Below are 20,081 nucleotides of genomic sequence, written 5' to 3'. Positions count from 1 at the left end.
TAATCTACCGTTTTATCCAAGGTTTTTATTATTTTTCTAAAATTCCGCTTGAATCTGCCCCCATGCTCTTGTCTCATTTTCAGAAGCTACGCCATCAACCTGACTTTTCTGATGTGATACCGCAAAATTCAGCATCCATTTTTTTGTTAATAGCGCATCAATGCCAACCCCGTAATGAGATGACTTAACATGATTATCGCTACTTAACGCATTATGATTGATTACACCCTTGCCATAATCATAAAAACCATACGGACTCACTTCTACACGCTGCAATACAGGCAAAAACCTTGCCAACCCAGATATTGGTAACATCATCCTGCGTAGCTCTGCACCTACAATCAAACCTCGGTCCGATGATATAGGGTACTCGCCGAATTCGCGCCATCGATTAATGCCACCTATGGCTAATTTTTCTGAACTATCCAGGTTTTTATTCGCGCCTTGAAAGTCACTACTTAATCTAAGCGTGTACTCCTCAGATAAAGGCTGTAAGCGAGATGCCAGTAAATTGTATTTAATAAAACCGCCTGCAGTTTTTGCACCTGTAGAATCCAGGGACTCGGCTAGATTATTCTTAAAATTTACATCTGCCAATTTAATATTAAGCCCTAGCTGATTAAATCCGTTTAAACTAATATCTCGCCAATCACCGAATAACCCCAATTCAACCGCACTGATACCTCGATGATCTTTTAACGAAAATGCCGAAACATCATCAGTAATGTCTTTATAAGAAGTTCCCAATCTTGAAGTAATGTTTCCCTGCCTGGATCTCAATAAAGGCTGATCCAGCAAAGCACTCACATAATAACTTTCGCCTTTCGCACCAAGACTGGAAAACTGACCTCCCAAGTGATAGTCAAGATAGCCTGTACTTAAATTCAAAATAGTACCTGTCTGGTGCACGGGTAAGACATAGCCGATTTGAACACCACGCTGGCCACCACCATTAGAGGTTTTTAAGTTTAAATTCAGCCTATCACCCCTGCCAGCCAGATTATTTAAAAACAAACCTGCGTTGACTACTTCTCTGCCAGTGAAACGATTGCCGTAGGTATTCGCTGAAATAAATCCAGTCATACGAGGTAAAGTCTGCACTTCAATGTCAACATCGCTGTAGCCTACTTCCTGCCCTGGATTAAGCTGAGAAGTCGCATTTAATCCAGGCAGAGAATTAATCAACATAATATTTCTAACCAAGTTGGACTCTTTAACAGCATCGTTGCTAGCCAAATCATGCGAAGCCATCTTTTTCAAAAAGACTTCATCGAGGCTTTCAACACCTTTTATTCTCAACTCCCCTAAATAACCCTCAACCACAGCTATTTCTAAAGCATTTTGATTGATGTCCTGCTCAGGCAAATAGGCTTGTGCCAGTATAAAACCCTGCCGACGATAATAATTTGTCACCAAAGCGGTCATCTGGTTTAACTCTTTAATGCCCAGGGATTGGCCTAAATACGTTTTTAGCAGAAGTAAAAGCTGGTCATCACTCACATTTTTATTGCCAGAAAATTTAATGCTATTGATATTGACTTTAATACCTGATGTTTCTGGCAATGCCGCCGGATATTTCAAATCCTCTTTTGTTTCAATAGCAGGGCTTGTGATAACAGGTAGCTTGGGTTGAGTTTCTATACGCGGGATATTGGCAGAATCTGGCAACGCAGGGGCGGCAGTAGCCAATGTAACGATGAAAAAACTAGCGCATATCGCAGCAATAATACTAACAATAATACGTAATAAATCAGGTTTTTTTAATGGGATTATCATAGCCGTTTATTTTAAACGATTACCGAAAATTTCTATTAAATCTGTAGCAATAATTCACGGGTTCACTTATTTAAAGTGCATGACTAATTTTGCGTTTTAAAACTATCGAAACCCCGCCCATTAACAATCTATTGATTAGGCTTTAGCCAGCGCGCGGTCAATAATATCCAGCGCTTCGTCAAACAGGGCATCCTGAATGGTGAGTGGATACAAGAACCGTATTGCATTGCCATATACACCGCAAGTGAGCAAAATTAAACCCTCGTCCAACGCAGCTTGCTGCACTCTCTTTACGACATCCATTGAAGGCTCATTTGTAGCTGGGTCAAAAAATTCGGCCGCTATCATAGAGCCTAAGCCGCGTACTTCTTTTAAGCTTGGTGTTTTCGCCTGCGCTGCCTTTAATCTTTTGGTGAGTTTGTCACCCAAATAATTTGCACGCTCAACCAGTTTCTCTTCTTCGATAATATCAATCACCGCATGGGCTGCTGCTATTGCCAGCGGATTGCCCGCATAAGTACCGCCTAAACCGCCTGGTGCTGGTCCGTCCATCACTTCAGCCTTACCGCAAACCGCAGATAAAGTTGTTCCGCCTGCCAAGCTTTTAGCCATGGTAATCATGTCGGGCATCACATCATAATGTTCAGCCGCGAAGAGTTTACCAGTGCGGCCAAAGCCAGTTTGCACCTCGTCATAAATCAGCAACATGCCATGCTCATCACATTCTTTACGCAATGCCTGCATTAAAGCTGGTGGGGCGGCATAAAAACCTCCCTCACCTTGTACAGGTTCAATGATAATTGCTGCTACACGTTTTGGATCAATATCAGCCTTAAATAACATATGCAGCGCATTGATAGAATCCTCAACACTGACACCATGTAAATCAATCGGAAATGGCAAATGATAAATTTCAGCTGGGAAAGGTCCAAAGCCAATTTTGTAAGGCGATACCTTGCCCGTAAGCGCACAGCCCATCATAGTACGACCGTGAAAAGCCCCGGAAAAAGCGATAATACCTGGACGATTGGTAGACGCCCTTGCAATTTTAATGGCGTTCTCCACCGCTTCTGCTCCGCTAGAAAAAAAACAGGTTTTCTTTGCATGATTGCCTGGTGTGAGCGCGTTAATCCGTTCAGCCAAAGTAACGTAACTCTCATAAGGCAATACCTGATAACAAGTGTGGGTAAAGCGTTGAAGCTGCGCCTCAATCGCGGCAACCATTTTAGGATGTCTGTGCCCAGTATTAAGCACGGCAATGCCACCTGCAAAATCAATATAACGTTTACCTTCTACATCCCACACTTCTGAGTTTAGTGCGCGGTCAATAAAGAAATTAGCCATCACACCGATACCTCGCGGAGTGGCAGCTAAACGTCTGTTATGTAAGTCTTGATTGCTGAGTGATGTATTGGTATTCATACTGCTTTCCCTTTTTATGCAGGAGCGACGACCTCGTCGCTCCTGCATGCTTTAAACTAATTTAATCTAAACTAATTTAATCCAAGTGGTTTTCAATTCCGTATATTTTTCTAAGGCATGCAACGATTTATCGCGCCCGTTACCGCTTTGCTTATAGCCGCCAAAAGGCACTGTAATGTCATCTTCGTCATAGCTATTCACATGTACAGTACCTGCACGCAATGCGCGTGACACCATATGCGCACGCGTCAAGTCCTGCGTCCAGACCGCAGCTGCAAGGCCGTATGGCGTGTCATTGGCAATTCGAATTGCTTCTTCTTCCGTATCAAATGCAATGATAGAAAGTACAGGGCCAAAAATCTCTTCACTCGCAATCGTCATGTCGTTTGTCACATCATCAAATACGGTGGGGCTGATATAAAACCCACCTGTTTCAGTGAGCACCCTTTCACCGCCAGAGCGTAATTGAGCACCTTGAGATTTACCGCTTGCAATGTATTTCAGTACATTCTCCATTTGCCCACAATCAACGATTGCACCCATGGTGGTATTGGCATCCAATGGGTCACCTGGCTGATATTCAGGTAAATGCGTCAATAATTTTTGAACGAACTCTTCTTTAATTGAGCGCTCAACCAGCAAGCGCGAAGGCGCGTTGCAGCTCTCACCCTGATTGTAAAAAATAGAGCCGGCCGATGCCGCCGCAGCTTTATCCAGGTCTTTACAATCCGCAAATACAATATTGGGCGATTTGCCTCCTAGCTCGCACCACGCGCGCTTAAGGTTGCTTTGCCCAGCCATGATTTGAATTTTTTTGCCTACACTTGTAGAGCCGGTAAAAGCAATACAGTCCACATCCATGTGCATCGCCAGCGGCGATCCCGCATCGGGGCCAAAACCAGGCACTACATTCAACACGCCGGCAGGGATGCCCGCTTCTATAGCTAGATCACCCAGTCTCAATGCTGTGAGTGGCGACTTTTCAGACGGTTTTAGTACGATACTGTTTCCGGTAGCTAAAGCAGGCGCAATCTTCCAGCAGGCCATTAAAATTGGATAGTTCCACGGTACGATTGCGCCTACCACACCTATCGGCTCACGCGTAATCATCGCCAAAGTATGATCTGCGGTCGGTGCAATTTCGTCATACACTTTATCAATTGCTTCACCAAACCAGCGCAGGCTATTCGATGCGGAGGCTACATCCACACTCAAACTGGCCGAGATAGGCTTACCCATATCCAGCGTTTCCAATAAGGCTAACTCCGCCTTATGTGCCAACACTAAATCCGCAAAACGAATCATGGTTTGCTTACGCTCGCGTGGCGACAGGCCTGCCCAGCGCCTATCTTTAAAAGCAGTGCGTGCCGCGACAACCGCACGGTCAACGTCGGCTGCTTTACTACTGGCCACGTCAGCCAATTTACGCCCATCTATCGGTGAAAAACACTCAAATGTTCCGCCATCCAGCGCATCAACCCGTTCACCATTGATAAAGGCACGCCCATCGATTCTTAGGTCTTTAGCTCTTTGATGCCAATCAATCTTAATCTCTGTCATATTAAAGTCCTGCCATACAAACGTATTTCAGTTCAAGATACTCATCTATGCCGTGGTGCGAACCTTCGCGCCCCAAACCAGACTGTTTCACTCCGCCAAAAGGCGCGACTTCGTTCGAAATCATGCCCGTATTTACGCCCACCATGCCATATTCCAGCGCTTCTGCCACACGCCAGATTCTGCCAATATCACGACTAAAAAAGTATGAGGCCAAGCCGAATTCAGTTCTATTAGCCAGCTCTATGACTTCATCATCAGTATTAAAACGAAACAGTGGCGCTACCGGCCCAAAAGTTTCTTCACTAAAAATCAAAGCATCAGCACTCACGCCAGCCAGTACTGTGGGCTCAAAAAAAGTACCTCCCAGCGCATGGCGCTTGCCACCTTGCATGAGCGTTGCACCTTTAGCAATTGCATCTGCCACATGACTTTCTACTTTTGCTATAGCGGCATCATCTATCAGCGGCCCTTGCGTCACACCATCGTCAGTGCCAGCCCCTACTTTAAGTTGGCTCACTTTGATTGCAAGCTTTTTGGCAAATTCGTCAAACACCCCGTCTTGCACAAACAGCCGATTAGAACACACACAAGTTTGCCCGGCGTTTCTATACTTGCTTATCATGGCACCTTCAACCGCGGCATCTAAATCTGCATCATCAAACACTATAAATGGCGCATTGCCACCCAGTTCAAGTGAGAGTTTTTTTATAGTATCTGCACATTGACGCATTAAAATCCGACCCACTTCAGTAGAACCAGTAAAAGAAAGTTTGGTAACAACAGGACTTTCACACATCGCCGCCCCAATTTGACGCGCATCGCCAGTGACCACTTGCAACACTCCCGCTGGCACGCCCGCCTCCTCAGCCAATACAGCTAATGCAATGGCGCACAGGGGCGTTTGTTCAGCAGGTTTAATAATCATCGTACAACCGGCTGCCAGCGCAGGTGCTGCTTTTCGGGTAATCATGGCAATCGGGAAGTTCCAGGGAGTGATTGCTGCCGTGACGCCTATGGGTTGTTTAAGCACTAATAATCGGCGATCTGTCATGGGCGCGGGTATCGTTTCGCCGTATACACGCTTGGCTTCTTCTGAGAACCATTCTACAAAGCTTGCCCCGTAGGCAACTTCACCACGCGCTTCGGCGAGCGGCTTCCCTTGTTCTGCAGTTAAAATTTGTGCCAAGTCTTCCGTATGCAGCACTATTAAATCAAACCAGCGTCTGAGTATCGCCGCCCGGGCTTTAGCCGTGAGCGTTTTCCATTGCTTTTGTGCGGCCTGACTTGCAACAATCGCACGCTCTGTTTCAGCTCTGCCCATACGCGGTACGCATGCTATAACCTGATTATTTGCAGGGTTAATCACATTAAAAGATTCACCTGAATCTGCACCTAACCATTCGCCAGCGAGTAGGGTTTGATTGTTTTTAAGTAGTGCTGTGTGTTTGAGTTGTAAGGTCATAGTGTTTGCTTCAATTGATTTTAGGTAGGAGCGACGACCCGTCGCGAAGCTATGCCACTATTCGCGACGGGTCGTCGTTCCTACAAATACTTACTTATTACCATCGCTGTAAGCCTGCGCTTCTTCACGTTTACGTTTTCGCGTTTGGTGCGAGGTATAAAAACTAAAAGCAATGACAGCCAGCGTTACCACAACAATAGTTACCGTTGCCACCGCATTAATCGTAGGATTCAAGCCTAATCTAGCACGGGAGAAAATCACCATCGGCATCGTTGAATACCCTGGCCCTGACAAGAAGGATGACAACACCACATCATCAAATGACAGGGTAAATGTGAGTAAAAATGCTGACACCAACGCTGGCGCCAACAGCGGAAATGTGACCAAAGCAAACACTTGCCAAGGCTTGCATCCTAAGTCCATCGCTGCTTCATCTAATTTGCTATCCATTTCACGCAAACGGGATGTCACCACCACAGCCGCATACGCTGTACCCAGCAAAGCATGACCTAGCAAAATAGTGAACAAACCACGCTGCGGAAAACCTAACCAATGCTGCACTGAAATGAGCATTAACAACAATGATAAACCCACAATCACATCAGGCATCACCAGCGGCATGCTGGACATTGAAGACAATAGCGTACGACCTTTAAAACGCTTGTAGCGATTGAGTGCAAACGCAGTGAATGTGCCAAAAAACACCGACATTAATGCCGATAAAAAAGCGATTTTTAAGGATAACCACACCGCCGCGATCAATGCAGAGTCTTTTACCAGAGCTTCATACCAGCGAAAACTCGCGTGCGACCAAACTGTCACAAGTTTTGAATCATTGAACGAAAACACCACCAGCGTAATAATCGGCAAATATAAAAAAACATAGACGGCGATCATCCAGCTTTTGGCAAATACTTTGTTGGATGCCTGGCTCATGATTTGCCCTCCAACTGCTCGGCTTGCGATTTATTGTAAATGGCCATGGGCAACAGTATAAGCAATATCATCACCACAGCCACCGCAGAGGCCATCGGCCAATCATTGTTACTAAAGAACTCATCCCACAACACGCGGCCTATCATCAGCGTGCTTGAGCCGCCTAATAATTCCGGTATCACATACTCACCGACCGCCGGAATGAACACCAGCATAGAACCTGCAATAATGCCTGCTTTTGAAAGCGGCACGGTGATTAACCAAAAGGCTTTAAATGGACTAGTGCCAAGGTCTGCGGCAGCTTCTAAATACCGAATGTCCAGCTTCGACAAATTGGCATACAAGGGCAATATCATAAAAGGTAAATAGGAGTACACCATACCAATTAACAATGAAAATGAGTTATTCATCATTGGTAGTGGCGAATCAATAATGCCTAAGCTCATCAGCGTATTATTAATAACGCCGTTACTGACTAACAAGGTTTTCCAAGCATAAATACGCAGTAAAAATGAAGTCCAGAATGGCAACATAATGAGCATGAGCAACATCGGTTGCAAATGCTTAGGCGAGCGCGCCATATAGTAGGCAAATGGATAACCAATTAATAAACATAATAAGGTCGTAATCAGGGCGTATTTAATAGAAGATAAATACGTTTTGATATACAAAGAATCAGTAAGAAGAAACTGATAACTGGAAAAATTAAGCGTAAGCTTAGGCCAACCTTCACGCCAGTCTATCATGCTGGAAACTTGCGTACCTTCCATTTCAGACAAACTGATTTTAAGTACAATCAGTAGCGGAATGGCTGCCAGCATAAGAAACCAAAAATACGGCACGCCAATCACAACATGTCGACCATCTAAAAATCTGCTTAATAAATTTTGTTTTTTAGCCACGGTGTGATCCTTTTTGGATTAAGCATTAATGCGTCAACACGACCATCGCCAAGTCATTCCATTGTGCGTAAGCGCGGTCACCCCACGTTAAACCACAGCTCAGGTCACGTGTATTGTTAAGCTCTTGTGCTTTAATCACCTTGCCGCTATCAAGTTTAAGGTGATAAGTAGTGTGTGCGCCAAAATATACAATTTCAATCACTTCGCCTGCACACCAGTTATATTCACCTTTTGGCTTATCTTTAGAAAGTATGATTTTTTCAGGGCGTAGCGCTACACCTACAGCCATCCCTGAATGACCGCTCACGCCATGCCCTACATAATGTACGCATTCAGGACAGCGTACCGTCACATGGTCAGCTTCATCCTCTTCAATTACACCATCAAATATATTAACATTGCCAATAAAATCAGCCACTTGACGGCTATTTGGCATTTCATACACTGCATCTGGCTCGCCCACTTGCAAGAAATAGCCTTCACTCATCACGGCAATCCGCGATGCCATCGTCATTGCCTCTTCTTGATCATGCGTCACTAATACACAAGTGACGCCAACATCCTCAATAATGTTGACGAGTTCTAGCTGTGTGGTTTCGCGTAGCTTTTTATCCAGCGCACCCAGCGGCTCATCTAGTAAAAGCAACTGCGGACGTTTTGCCAAACTGCGCGCTAACGCCACACGCTGCTGTTGCCCACCTGAAAGTTGATGTGGTTTTCGTTGGGCATATTTAGCCAACTGCACCAGGTTCAGCATTTTTTCTACACGTTCAGCTATTTGATCTTTAGGCATTCCATCACGTTTTAAACCGAATGCAATATTCTCCCACACACTCAAATGTGGAAATAAAGCATAAGATTGAAACATCATATTGATTGGGCGCTGGTACGGGGGTAAATCGGTAATATCCTGCCCTGCCAGAAAAATCTTACCTTTAGTGGGCGTTTCAAAGCCAGCCAACATGCGCAACAGCGTAGATTTTCCACAGCCAGAACCGCCCAATAACGCAAAAATCTCACCTTTGGTTACGGTAAGTGAAACATCATCTACAGCTTTCACCGTACCGTCGTAAATTTTGGTGAGACCTTCAACACGCAACAATATTTCTTGCGCTGGCTTATTGTTATCTTTAGGTGCTGTCGCCATCAAAATCCCCTACAAAAAAGTTGCTTACTGCAAAACCAATCCTGTAGCACATGTCTATATTCAGGCATGTGCTACAAAGTTTCAATTGATTAAACCCCTGATTTGAACTTGGTATATAAACGCGTCATGTTACGGCGTGTTTTATTGTCTTCAATCCCAGGTGGAACCAATTTAGCAATATCTTCTGCTGATAAGTAAATAGACTTGTTATTTCTAATTTCAGGGTCTACAAACTCTGTAGCGGCTTTATTAGGGTTGGCATAGGTCACTTCATTAGTGATTGAAGCAGCCACCTCAGGTCGCATCACATAGTTAATAAATTGATGTGCGTTATCAGGGTGTTTAGCATCTGCAGGAATCGCCATGGTATCCATAAACATCAAGCCCCCTGTTTTTGGAATTAGCGCTTCAATATTCTGCTCTGACTTGTTCTCAATTGAACGTTTACGAGCTAAGTTAAAATCCCCTGCCCAGCCATAAGCAACACAGACATTACCGCTGGCTAAATCATCTATCTGACCGCCTGAATTGAATTTTTTAATATCCGGGCGAACCTTCATGAGCAAGTTGAATGCCGCGTCGTAATCTTCTGATGACCCCGTATAAACTGGGCGACCTAAATAATGCAATGCCGCTTGAAATACATCCGCTGGAGTATCTAAAAATGTAATACCACATGATTTTAATTTACTTGTATAAGCAGGGTTAAAGACTAAATCCCAAGCGTTTTCCGGCATAGGAGTATCTCCAAGAGCAGCTTTGACTTTATCTACATTGATGCCAACTGTGTTGTAGCTCCACATCCAATCCACCAAATAAGTATTACCTGGATCCAGTTCAGCCATTTGTTTCAAAATACCTGGATCAAGATTTTTCCAGTTAGGGAGTTTGGACTTATCCAGCTTTTGGTACAAACCACCATCAATTTGCAGCTTAGCCCAGTTAGAGCCAGGCACTACAATGTCATAGCCTGTATTTTTCGCAATAAGTTTTGCATGTAAAATCTCATTACTATCAAAGACGTCGTAACGCACTTTAATACCTGTTTCTTTTTCAAAATTGGCAATCGTGTCAGGTGCAATGTAATCAGACCAGTTGTAAATATTGAGTATTTTTTCTTCCGCTACTTTTGCGCTTGTGCCCGCATTATCCTTATCTGATTTTCCACATGAAACGGTAGCAAGCCCAATACCGATAATCGCCATACTTAGAAAGTATTTACTATATGATAAATTCATATTCATTAACCCCTTAAACTTGTGAGTGATTGAGAAAGCTTTTTACAAATCTGAATCATCTTTTGAGCCATAAAACTCATTGTATAGATCAAATTTATTGAAAGTAATCTTACAATATGTATTCAACAACAACCACCATTAATTACACAATGCCTTGCTTTTTTAAGTCTGCCAATGTCGCGTCCAAACATAGCTGTATCAAGCGTATCATTTCATCAATTTGCGCTTTAGTAATTACCAACGGCGGTGCAATAATCATGCGGTCACCCACCGCCCGCATGATGAGTCCGTTAGCAAAGCAATGACCACGGCAAATCATGCCTACACCTAAATCTTCGTCAAAATGCACATGATTCGCTTTATCTTTCATCAACACAAAGCCAGCCACTAAACCACAGGTTTCCGCACCTCCTACCAATGGATGCTTGGCTAGCTCGGCATATTTTTGAGCTAAATACGGGCCTGTTTCATTGTGAACTTTATCCACCAAGCCTTCGCGCTCGATAATTTCTATATTCGCCAATGCCACAGCGCAGGCGGTTGGATGCCCAGAGTAGGTGTAACCATGATTAAACTCACCGCCCTGCTCAATCAGCACTTTAGCAACACGTTTACCAATAACAACGCCGCCTAATGGAATGTAGCCAGAAGTCACACCTTTAGCAAAAGTCATTAAATCTGGTTTGCATCCAAATAATTGTGAGCCGAACCACTTGCCCAAGCGGCCAAAACCGCAAATTACTTCATCGCATATCAGCAAAATTCCATATTTATCGCATATGCGTTGAATTTCCGGCCAATAGGTTTTTGGTGGAATAATCACGCCGCCTGCACCTTGTACTGGCTCACCAATAAAGGCTGCAACCTTATCTGCGCCCACTTCGAGAATTTTTTTCTCCAACCAGCCTGCCGCCTCTATACCAAACGCATCTCTATCTTTATTTGGCGCAAGGCCATAATGGTAAGGCTGCTCTATATGCTCAATGCCTGAAATCATACCGCCCTGCGCATGCATACCACCCATGCCGCCCAAAGAAGAGCCAACCAAGGTAGAGCCATGGTAGGCATTATTACGGCTAATAATTACCGTACGCTCAGGCTGACCCAGCGTTGTCCAGTAATGTCGCACCATACGGATATTGGTATCGTTAGATTCAGAACCTGAACTGCTAAAAAAAACATGTGAATAATTATCACCCGCCAGCTTTATGATTTTTTCTGCAAGCTTCACCGCCGGCACATTGGTGGTTTGAAAAAAACTATTGTAATATGGCAGCTCTTGCATCTGCTTAGCTGCAGCATCCACTAGTTCTTTGCGTCCATAGCCCACGTTCACACACCATAAACCGGACATCGCATCCAGAATTTTTTCACCTTTAGAATCCCAAATATAAATGCCATCAGATTTGGTAATAATGCGCGCACCCTTCTCGGCCAACCCTTTGTGGTCTGTAAAAGGATGCATATAGTGGGCTGAATCTATTGCTTGAATATCACTTGTGTTGATAGCCATGGCGTTCTCATTTCTCTATATTTTTTAATTGGCTTTATTTGTTTACGTGATTTTTTATACATGCATTAGCAAGTGTTCACGTTCCCAGGGGCTGATTACGCGCATAAATTCATCATGTTCTGCATCTTTTACTGCCAAATACACGTCAATAAAATCTTTGCCTAAAACCTGATGTAAAGCTTTTGCATTCTCTAATTCACGCAAAGCTTCTGACAAGCCGCGCGGCAGCTGGTAATCAGAAGCGTATGCACTGCCTGTGGTCACATCTGTTGGTTTTAATTTCTCAACAATTCCTAAATAACCGCAAGCTAATGTGACAGCCATAGCAAGGTATGGGTTTGCGTCTGCGCCGACCACGCGATTTTCAACACGACGGGCACTAGGTTCAGATATAGGCACGCGAATCCCCACAGTGCGGTTGTCATAACCCCATTCAATATTGATAGGTGCAGCACCATTTCTCACAATACGGCGGTATGAATTCACATAAGGCGCGAGCAATGCCATGGCGGCTGGCAGGTATTTTTGCAAACCCGCAATGTAATGAAAAAAGATTGGCGAAGCTGAACCATCCGGCTTACTGAAAATATTTTGTCCCTGAGCATCCACCACACTTTGATGAATATGCATGGCAGAGCCCGGCTCGTTCTGCATCGGTTTTGCCATAAACGTGGCATACATGCCATGGCGCATCGCCACCTCTCGCAAGGTACGTTTGAAGAAAAAAGTTTTATCCGCTAACAACATCGGCTCATCGTGCAAAAAGTTAATTTCCATTTGCCCTGCGCCAAACTCATGAATCAGCGTATCCAGCTCTAATCCCATTAAATCGCAGTAATCATAGATATCTTCAAAGAGCGGATCAAACTCGTTCACCGCATCAATACTGTAAAGTTGACGACTCGTTTCTTTGCGCCCGCTACGTCCGACAGGCGGGCTTAAAGCAATATCCGGATCAGTATTACGTTCCAGTAAGTAAAATTCCAGCTCAGGCGCAACGATAGGCGTCCAGCCCAAATCTTTGTACAAACTAGTCACGCGGCGCAATACATTTCTCGGTGCAAAATCAACAGGTTTACCTTGATGGTCTACACAATCCATAATGACCTGTGCTGTAGGGTCTACCGCCCAAGGCACCACTCGTAATGTTGTCGGGTCCGGAATGAGCACCATGTCTTTATCGGTAAAACCAAATACCCGGTCATACCCTTCATGCCCCTCGGGCGACTCGCCAGTCACAGTCATACCAAACACGGCTTCCGGCAAACGCATTGCCCGGTCTGTTGAAAACTTTTCTCGCGGTAAAATTTTGCCTCGCGCCACACCAGTTAAATCTGGCACTAAACATTCAATCTCGGTGATGTTGTTTTCAGTCAGCCACTTATCCATATCCACATGGTTCATATTTACTTTTTCTGTCACTTTTATTCTCCTGGCTTGCTTTTATTAACAACTTATTGATGTATTTTTTTTGAGTTTTTATGTATCGCACAATTGCTAATCTGGTGGCTCGTGCCTTCTCATTCTTAATCTGCAAGCATCGCCAAACGCTTTAAAAATCGCCAAATACTGAGGGTTTTCCATGACCTTCCACTCAGGATGCCATTGCACACCTAGGGTAAAAGCCTTTGCATGTTCAACACGCAAGGCCTCAACTAAACCATCAGAAGCAAACGCTTCTGCTACCAGACCTGCACCGAGTTTATCAATGCCTTGTCCATGTATCGAATTCACCATCATTTGCTTGGCGCCTACTATTTGAGCAAGCTGACCGCTAGCCACTAGATCTATTAGGTGTGATTCGCCATATTGAATATCGAGAGTAGATTCTTTAGCTTCTCTATGATCATTTAAACCAGATACTTCATGCACTGCCTGATGCAGGCTACCACCAAAAGCAACGTTGATTTCCTGAAACCCCCGGCAAATAGCCAAAAGCGGCACTTCAGCATTAATCGCCGCTTGCACAAGTTTTAAAGTAAGCGCATCGCGCGCCGGGTCTAGCGGTAATGAAGGGTTATGTACAGTTTGACCGAAATGTGAAGGATGCACATTTGAAACAGCACCTGTGAGCAAAATACCATCTGCCATGGCTAATAAGACGTCAATATCCAACAAATCGCTAATGGCAGGAACAACTAAAGGCAGCGCGCCAGCGGCCTCCGCCACAGCCATAATGTATTTATGACCAGCTACATGAAAAGGATGCTCGCCAAGCTGCTTAACATCTGCAGGAATCAAAACCACTGGTTTACGTTTTGTTGTCATCATTTCACATTAAGTTTTATAAGGATTACAAATCATTGCATTGCCTCATTGGTGAGTATACTATTCCTAAAATTGGTAATGCTACAAGAACCATTTAGATTATTTAGATAGAACCACTTTAAGTTAACATATCCAGCAACTCGGCTGCTATGTAAGTCAGGAATATTCTACTCCATGAAACAGCTTGTGCTATCTGAATGGTTATTAACGCAACTTAACCAAAGTAACTTTCCCGCTCGCATGCCCAACCACAGGCGCATTTACGAAGTTATTCGGCGCGCTATTACAAGCCGGGTATTGCCCGCAGGGGCACGACTTCCATCTACTCGACGATTAGCTGAAGACTTGACCGTATCACGTAACACTGTTTTGGCAGCTTTTGAACAACTGCTTGATGAAGGCTATGTCGCATCTCAAACTGGTAGCGGTACCTATGTTACCTATAATCAACATGATAACTTTTCAAAGGACATTGCCGGCAGCAATACCTCTGACAACATCACTGATAAAGTGTTGCTTGATTCAAACGTATCAAACACCCGCATAAAATCTGAAGACTCACTACAACTTTCTAAACGCGGGTTAGCTGCGTGTGCATCAACCAGCAGACAAAATCAATCAGCAAAGCAAAATAATTCAGACAGAGTTAATAGCAGAATTCATAACGAAGTACAGCCATTTACACCGGGTGAAGATGATTATGCAGGATTTCCATATGCGCTATGGCGGCGATTACTTAATCGACAGTGGCGTACACCAAACCCGGCATTACTCGACTCCAGCCACGATGGCGGCTATTTACCTTTACGCAAAGCCATTGCTGATTATTTGCGGGTATCGCGCGCAGTCAACCTCACTTTTGACCAGGTGCTGATTACTTCCGGAACCCAACAATCAATTGATTTATGTGCGCGTTTATTGACTGACCATGGCGATTGCGCTTGGGTGGAAAACCCTGGTTATTGGGCGGCACGGCGCGTGCTGGAGGTTAATGGTCTGCAACTGCACCCTGTAGATGTAGACAAAGAAGGGTTGGCGCCTACAACAATAGACTACCGAACAACTCCGCGCTTGATTTACACCACACCTTCACACCAATACCCCAAGGGCATGGTCATGAGTTATGGTCGCAGACGCTTATTACTGGATTACGCCCAAAATGTTGGTGCGTGGATTATTGAAGATGATTACGACAGCGAGTTTAGGTTTGAAGGCCGCCCAATCTCATCATTACAAGGTATGGATCAAAATGGTCGCGTGCTTTATTTAGGCACATTTTCAAAAGTCATGTACCCGGGTATTAGGTTGGGATATTTGGTCGTACCGCCTAATTTAATAGAAAGTTTCAAGCATGGATTGTACGAACTACAACGGCCTGGGCAAGTAGTTATTCAGGCAGCACTAGCAGATTTTATTGAAGAAGGTCATTTCGCAAGCCATATCAGAAGGTTGCGCCAAATTTATGGCGAGCGGAGACGCTTGTTACAAGCAGCACTTGCCTCAATAGCGAATGTAGGTGCACGCCTTTCAACAGTAGACTCCGGCTTACATTTAGTGGTGGAATTTGACCAAGCATGCGATGACGTTCGTGTCACTGAAATGGCATCTGAACATGGGCTGCGGGTATATCCACTTTCACATTACTGCATGGGTGAAAAATGCGAGAAAGGTCTGATTATTGGTTATGCCTATGCAGCAACAGAGCATATTACCCAATACGGAGGCAAATTGGCTGAAGTTATTCAGGAGGCATTAAGAAATTAACTTTGAATACATCAAACTAGAAAAAATCAACCTAACTTATCGCGTAATTGATACCACAGCATGCCCAGCACTAATGCTGGTGTACGCAATAATTTTCCACCAGGAAAATCATGGTGCTTGATTTGTGACAGCAAATCCAAACGTTCAGCCTGCCCTGCAATGGCCTCTGCCACCAGCTTGCCCGCCAAGCCGGTTAGTGCCACGCCATGACCTGAAAAACCTTGTAGATAGTAAATATTTGGCGCAAGTCGCCCAAAATCTGGCGCACGATTCATGGTAATATCAACAAAACCACCCCAAGTATATTCAACCTTGGTATTTTTTAGTTGCGGAAAAGTCTCTGCCATACGAGCTTGCATGTTCGCGGTAAGATTAGGTGGTGTCAAGGCACTATAGCTTACACGACCACCATAAATCATGCGCGGGCCATACAATGTTGTGTTTGCCGAAAATCTAAAGTAATCAAGTATAAAATTGGTATCGCAAACCGCAGCATTAGTGGGAATCAGCTTTTCTGCCAAACTGGGCGCAATCGGTTCAGTAGCGATAATATAAGTGCCGACTGGCATGATACGTTTAGCCAATGCTGGCGCAAGTTTAGGCGAAACTTCAGGCAAATACATATTACCCGCAAGCACGACAAATTTAGCTTTCACACTGCCAGTTCCCGTTTGCAAATATGCAGACTCATTATCGCTACTATTGCCATGTTGCATTGCAATGACTGGCGATTTTTGATAAATGCTCACACCGATGCGGCTTGCACCTTTTGCCAAACCTAAACAGTAATTTAAGGGATGCAAATGCCCGGAACGTTTATCAAAATAGCCGTTGTAGTAGCGCGGGCTGTCTATCCAATGACGAATGTCTTTTGGTTCTATCCATTGCGCATCAGCATCATACTGATAGTGCTTTGCCATTCTGTCATACCATTGCCGTAAATAAGCACCTTTTTTTGCATTGACTGAAACACCAAGAAATCCATCCGTTAAATCACAATCGATATTAAAGCGCTTTACTCGCTCGCGCACTAAATCCAAGGCTTCTATAGACATACCCCATACTTTTTTTGCCGCATCAAACCCTATGGCTTTTTCAATCACATCTTGCTCACACGCTAGGCCAGCGATGATTTGCCCACCATTACGTCCGCTCGCCCCCCAGCCAATATGCTTAGCCTCTAACACCACCACAGAATAGCCGCGATCTACCAACTCAATTGCTGCTGAAAGTCCAGCAAAGCCACCGCCAACGACACATACATCGGCCTCAATATTCGATTCCAGTTTGGAATAAGTGGGCTGTTCGTTAGCACTTGCAGCGTAATATGAGTTTTGCGTAAGTTTTAATTCTGTAGCTGCAGACATGGTTTTCTCTATTTTAAAATCATCATTATTTTTTAGCCGCTATCTGCCCGCAAAGCCATGTCCATATTAGCGTTGCAGCTGCATTTGAGGTTAGCTCTGCATGATCATAGGGCGGCGAAACTTCCACGCAGTCCATACCCACCCAATTCAAATCGTGCCAAGCTTCCAGCAAAGTCATCGCTTGCGCTGTTGTTAATCCACCGACTTCTGGTGTACCTGTACCAGGGGCAAACGCTGGGTCAAACGCATCAATATCAAAAGTTAAATACAGTGGCGGATTGCCTGCTTCCATCATGCGTTGGCGTACTTCATCAATAACGCTTTGCAAACCCGCCCCATCTTTGCCGCGCAGTTCCCGCGCGGTGAAAATACGTCCGCCCTGGTCATTCACAAATTCTCGCGCTGCACGTTCCCCAGATGAACGAATGCCAATTTGTATAAAAGTTTTAGGATCCACTAAACCTTCAGTAATCGCTTCATACACCCAGGTACCATGCCCGGAAGGCTCACCAAAATGGCTTTCCCATGTATCACAATGTGCATCAAAATGAATACAAGCCAACGGCTGTTGATAATGCGCATGATAGGCACGCAATAATGGCAAAGTGATGGAATGGTCGCCTCCCAGCCATACCATTGTATGTTGCGTTATAAGCCGGCTGGCCTGAGGAGCAAGCGCGGCACGCATGGCTTCTAAACTGGTATTTGGTAACATTAAGTTGCCTAAATCTACCGTGTGTTTTACCGGTGACACATCAAATAATGGGTGATCATCACCACATAACATATGACTGGCTTGGCGAATAGCATTCGGCCCAAAGCGCGCACCCGGACGATTCGTTACACAGCCATCCCATGCAATTCCAGCCACTGCAAAAGTGCTTATAGCGCTTTTATCAACAATTTCAGCTGGTGTAATAGGTAACCCTAAAAAACCGCCTGTGACGGCATAAGGAAAAGCATGCTTCATGATTGCGTTACTCCAAAATTTCCTATTTATACTAATTTCACATAAATCGAATCTTCAATTTAAGTGCTTAACAAATTGCTTGTACGCACAATTTGTTCAATGTTAAACTAAATTTTTGGTTTAACAAATAGAGCCAATTATCAAATTTTATTGGGGCCACATTGCAAACTATCACGGTCGATAAAATAAAATGTTAAATGCCAATATAGTCAAAAATGCTATAGAGATACTTGCTTATGAACGCACAAATTATCTAAAGCTACACCCACGTTCAATTGCATTTTCAGCCAAGGCTAATCAACACTTTTTGTATGGTGTACCAATGCATTGGATGAATGATTGGGGCACACCTGTTCCACTCTTTGTGCAGCAAGCGCAGGGCGCGCACTTCAGCTGTGCGGATGACATTGATTATACGGATTTTTGCCTGGGCGATACGGGTGCGATGTTCGGACACAGCCCGCTACCAGTAGCCAAAGCGATAGCCGCTCAAGCTAACAGTGGCTATACCACCATGCTACCTTCCACGCTAGCACCTAATGTTGGCGAAGCTTTGGCAGAGCATTTTGGCCTGCCCTATTGGCAACTTGCTACCACAGCTACCGATGCAAACAGGTTTGTGTTGCGCTGGGCACGGGCTGTAACCGGGCGTCAAAAATTGCTGGTGTTTGATGGCTGTTACCACGGGACTATTGATGACACCATGGTAGACATGGTTATAAGTGATGACACCATGGCAGACGCAATTGAAGGCAAAACCGCCAACCGTGCCAGCTTACTTGGCCAGGTTTACGATCTAGGCCTGCATACTGTGGCTGTGCCATTTAACGATAGTGAAGCCGTTGAACGCGAATTAGCCAAAGGCAATATTGCCTGCGTGCTGACAGAACCCGCACTTACTAATTGCGGTATGGTATTACCTAAAGACGGCTTTATTAAAAGCTTGCGTGAACTCACGAAAAAATACGACAGCCTGCTGGTATTAGATGAAACTCATACAATATCCACTGGGCGAGGCGGTTGGGCAAAAGCCAATCATGTCACACCAGACTTTTTGGTCATAGGCAAACCGATTGCAGGTGGCCTACCCGCCTCAGCGTACGGATTCAGTACAGAAATGGCGGCTCGCATGAAAATCGCTAAAGATAGCGCACCATCAGGTCACTCTGGCATTGGCACAACCTTATCAGGCAACATGATGACACTGGCAGCCATTCATGCCACCTTAACAGAAGTAGCAACAGCAGAAGCTTACACGCACATGCTGACAATGGCTGAAGACCTTGAGCGGCTGCTTACTGCATCAATCAATTCGCATAAACTACTGTGGAATATCACCCGCCTTGGTGCGCGCCTGGAACTGCAATTTTGCGCAGAAACACCAAAAAACGCACAAGAAGCACGCGATGCACAAAACGAAACGCTGGAAAGTGCAATTCATCTTTACTTGCTAAACCGCGGCGTACTGCTCACGCCGTTTCATAATATGATGCTGGTGTGCCCTGCTACAAACAATGCGGACTTAAACCTTTTAATACGAGTATTTAATGATTGTCTAGATGCACTAACGGCATAAAAGCACGAAATAAAAACCAAGACTTTTAAACAAGACTTTTAGAGACCTTTGCAAAAGTGTTTAGTGTGGATAAAGTACAAGGCGCACGGAACACAGAAACCGAGATAGTACGCGGTGTACAGCGAGGTTGCGAGTACCGCGCAACGCAGTAATTTGCCGCAATAAATACTTTTGCAAAGG

Annotated in this window: 15 protein-coding genes; 2 read left to right on the top strand and 13 right to left on the bottom strand. The window is 44.6% G+C overall.

All coding sequences use genetic code 11. The features are described from left to right. Positions 1 to 36: 36 nt before the first annotated feature. The 11 genes from Q8J82_RS00745 to Q8J82_RS00695 all read right to left on the bottom strand — a co-directional run bounded on the left by Q8J82_RS00745 (position 37) and on the right by Q8J82_RS00695 (position 14,227). Positions 37 to 1,776, bottom strand: a complete 1,740-nt coding sequence (locus Q8J82_RS00745) for a ShlB/FhaC/HecB family hemolysin secretion/activation protein (protein WP_305327581.1) — start codon at positions 1,774 to 1,776, stop codon at positions 37 to 39. A 135-nt stretch (positions 1,777 to 1,911) separates the two neighbouring features. After that, positions 1,912 to 3,198, bottom strand: a complete 1,287-nt coding sequence (gene gabT, locus Q8J82_RS00740; protein ID WP_305327580.1) for a 4-aminobutyrate--2-oxoglutarate transaminase — start codon at positions 3,196 to 3,198, stop codon at positions 1,912 to 1,914. Between the two features lie 66 nt (positions 3,199 to 3,264). Beyond that, complete coding sequence (locus tag Q8J82_RS00735) at positions 3,265 to 4,758, bottom strand: aldehyde dehydrogenase (protein WP_305326457.1); 1,494 nt, start codon at positions 4,756 to 4,758, stop codon at positions 3,265 to 3,267. Between the two features lies 1 nt (position 4,759). Continuing rightward, complete coding sequence (locus Q8J82_RS00730; protein WP_304909150.1) at positions 4,760 to 6,220, bottom strand: NAD-dependent succinate-semialdehyde dehydrogenase; 1,461 nt, start codon at positions 6,218 to 6,220, stop codon at positions 4,760 to 4,762. Between the two features lie 90 nt (positions 6,221 to 6,310). Continuing rightward, positions 6,311 to 7,156 carry an ABC transporter permease gene (locus Q8J82_RS00725; protein ID WP_304909149.1) on the bottom strand — a complete coding sequence of 282 codons (846 nt, stop codon included), beginning with the start codon at positions 7,154 to 7,156 and terminating at the stop codon, positions 6,311 to 6,313. After that, on the bottom strand, positions 7,153 to 8,058 hold the full coding sequence (locus Q8J82_RS00720; RefSeq protein WP_304909148.1) for an ABC transporter permease: 906 nt from the start codon (positions 8,056 to 8,058) through the stop codon (positions 7,153 to 7,155). The genes Q8J82_RS00725 and Q8J82_RS00720 overlap by 4 nt, the downstream gene beginning before the upstream one ends. A gap of 25 nt (positions 8,059 to 8,083) precedes the next feature. After that, positions 8,084 to 9,205: an ABC transporter ATP-binding protein gene (locus tag Q8J82_RS00715; RefSeq protein ID WP_304909147.1), complete on the bottom strand. Its 1,122-nt coding sequence runs from the start codon at positions 9,203 to 9,205 to the stop codon at positions 8,084 to 8,086. A gap of 89 nt (positions 9,206 to 9,294) precedes the next feature. Next, the gene (locus tag Q8J82_RS00710) at positions 9,295 to 10,443 is read right to left on the bottom strand and encodes a polyamine ABC transporter substrate-binding protein (protein WP_305327579.1); all 1,149 of its coding nucleotides are present in this window, start codon (positions 10,441 to 10,443) and stop codon (positions 9,295 to 9,297) included. Positions 10,444 to 10,585: 142 nt separating this feature from the next. After that, positions 10,586 to 11,956 carry an aspartate aminotransferase family protein gene (locus Q8J82_RS00705; RefSeq protein WP_305327578.1) on the bottom strand — a complete coding sequence of 457 codons (1,371 nt, stop codon included), beginning with the start codon at positions 11,954 to 11,956 and terminating at the stop codon, positions 10,586 to 10,588. 54 nt (positions 11,957 to 12,010) lie between these two features. Continuing rightward, complete coding sequence (locus tag Q8J82_RS00700) at positions 12,011 to 13,378, bottom strand: glutamine synthetase family protein (protein ID WP_305327577.1); 1,368 nt, start codon at positions 13,376 to 13,378, stop codon at positions 12,011 to 12,013. A 75-nt stretch (positions 13,379 to 13,453) separates the two neighbouring features. Next, complete coding sequence (locus Q8J82_RS00695; RefSeq protein WP_304890323.1) at positions 13,454 to 14,227, bottom strand: gamma-glutamyl-gamma-aminobutyrate hydrolase family protein; 774 nt, start codon at positions 14,225 to 14,227, stop codon at positions 13,454 to 13,456. A gap of 171 nt (positions 14,228 to 14,398) precedes the next feature. On the opposite strand from Q8J82_RS00695, the gene Q8J82_RS00690 reads away from it, so the two are divergent. Further along, a complete protein-coding gene (locus Q8J82_RS00690; RefSeq protein WP_305252385.1) occupies positions 14,399 to 15,988 on the top strand; it encodes a PLP-dependent aminotransferase family protein in 1,590 nt (529 codons plus the stop codon). A 26-nt stretch (positions 15,989 to 16,014) separates the two neighbouring features. Here Q8J82_RS00690 and Q8J82_RS00685 read toward each other — a convergent pair whose 3' ends face one another. Together Q8J82_RS00685 and speB are read right to left on the bottom strand one after the other, a co-directional pair. Beyond that, a complete protein-coding gene (locus tag Q8J82_RS00685) occupies positions 16,015 to 17,355 on the bottom strand; it encodes an FAD-binding oxidoreductase (RefSeq protein ID WP_304890321.1) in 1,341 nt (446 codons plus the stop codon). A 25-nt stretch (positions 17,356 to 17,380) separates the two neighbouring features. Continuing rightward, the gene (gene speB, locus Q8J82_RS00680; protein ID WP_304890320.1) at positions 17,381 to 18,325 is read right to left on the bottom strand and encodes an agmatinase; all 945 of its coding nucleotides are present in this window, start codon (positions 18,323 to 18,325) and stop codon (positions 17,381 to 17,383) included. Between the two features lie 190 nt (positions 18,326 to 18,515). Here speB and Q8J82_RS00675 point away from each other — a divergent pair, with 190 nt between their 5' ends. Continuing rightward, complete coding sequence (locus Q8J82_RS00675; protein ID WP_305327576.1) at positions 18,516 to 19,901, top strand: aspartate aminotransferase family protein; 1,386 nt, start codon at positions 18,516 to 18,518, stop codon at positions 19,899 to 19,901. Positions 19,902 to 20,081 lie beyond the last annotated feature (180 nt).

The organism is Methylotenera sp., from assembly GCF_030684185.1.
In the GTDB taxonomy this organism is placed as follows: domain Bacteria; phylum Pseudomonadota; class Gammaproteobacteria; order Burkholderiales; family Methylophilaceae; genus Methylotenera.
This window is presented reverse-complemented; position numbering and strand designations above follow the sequence as displayed.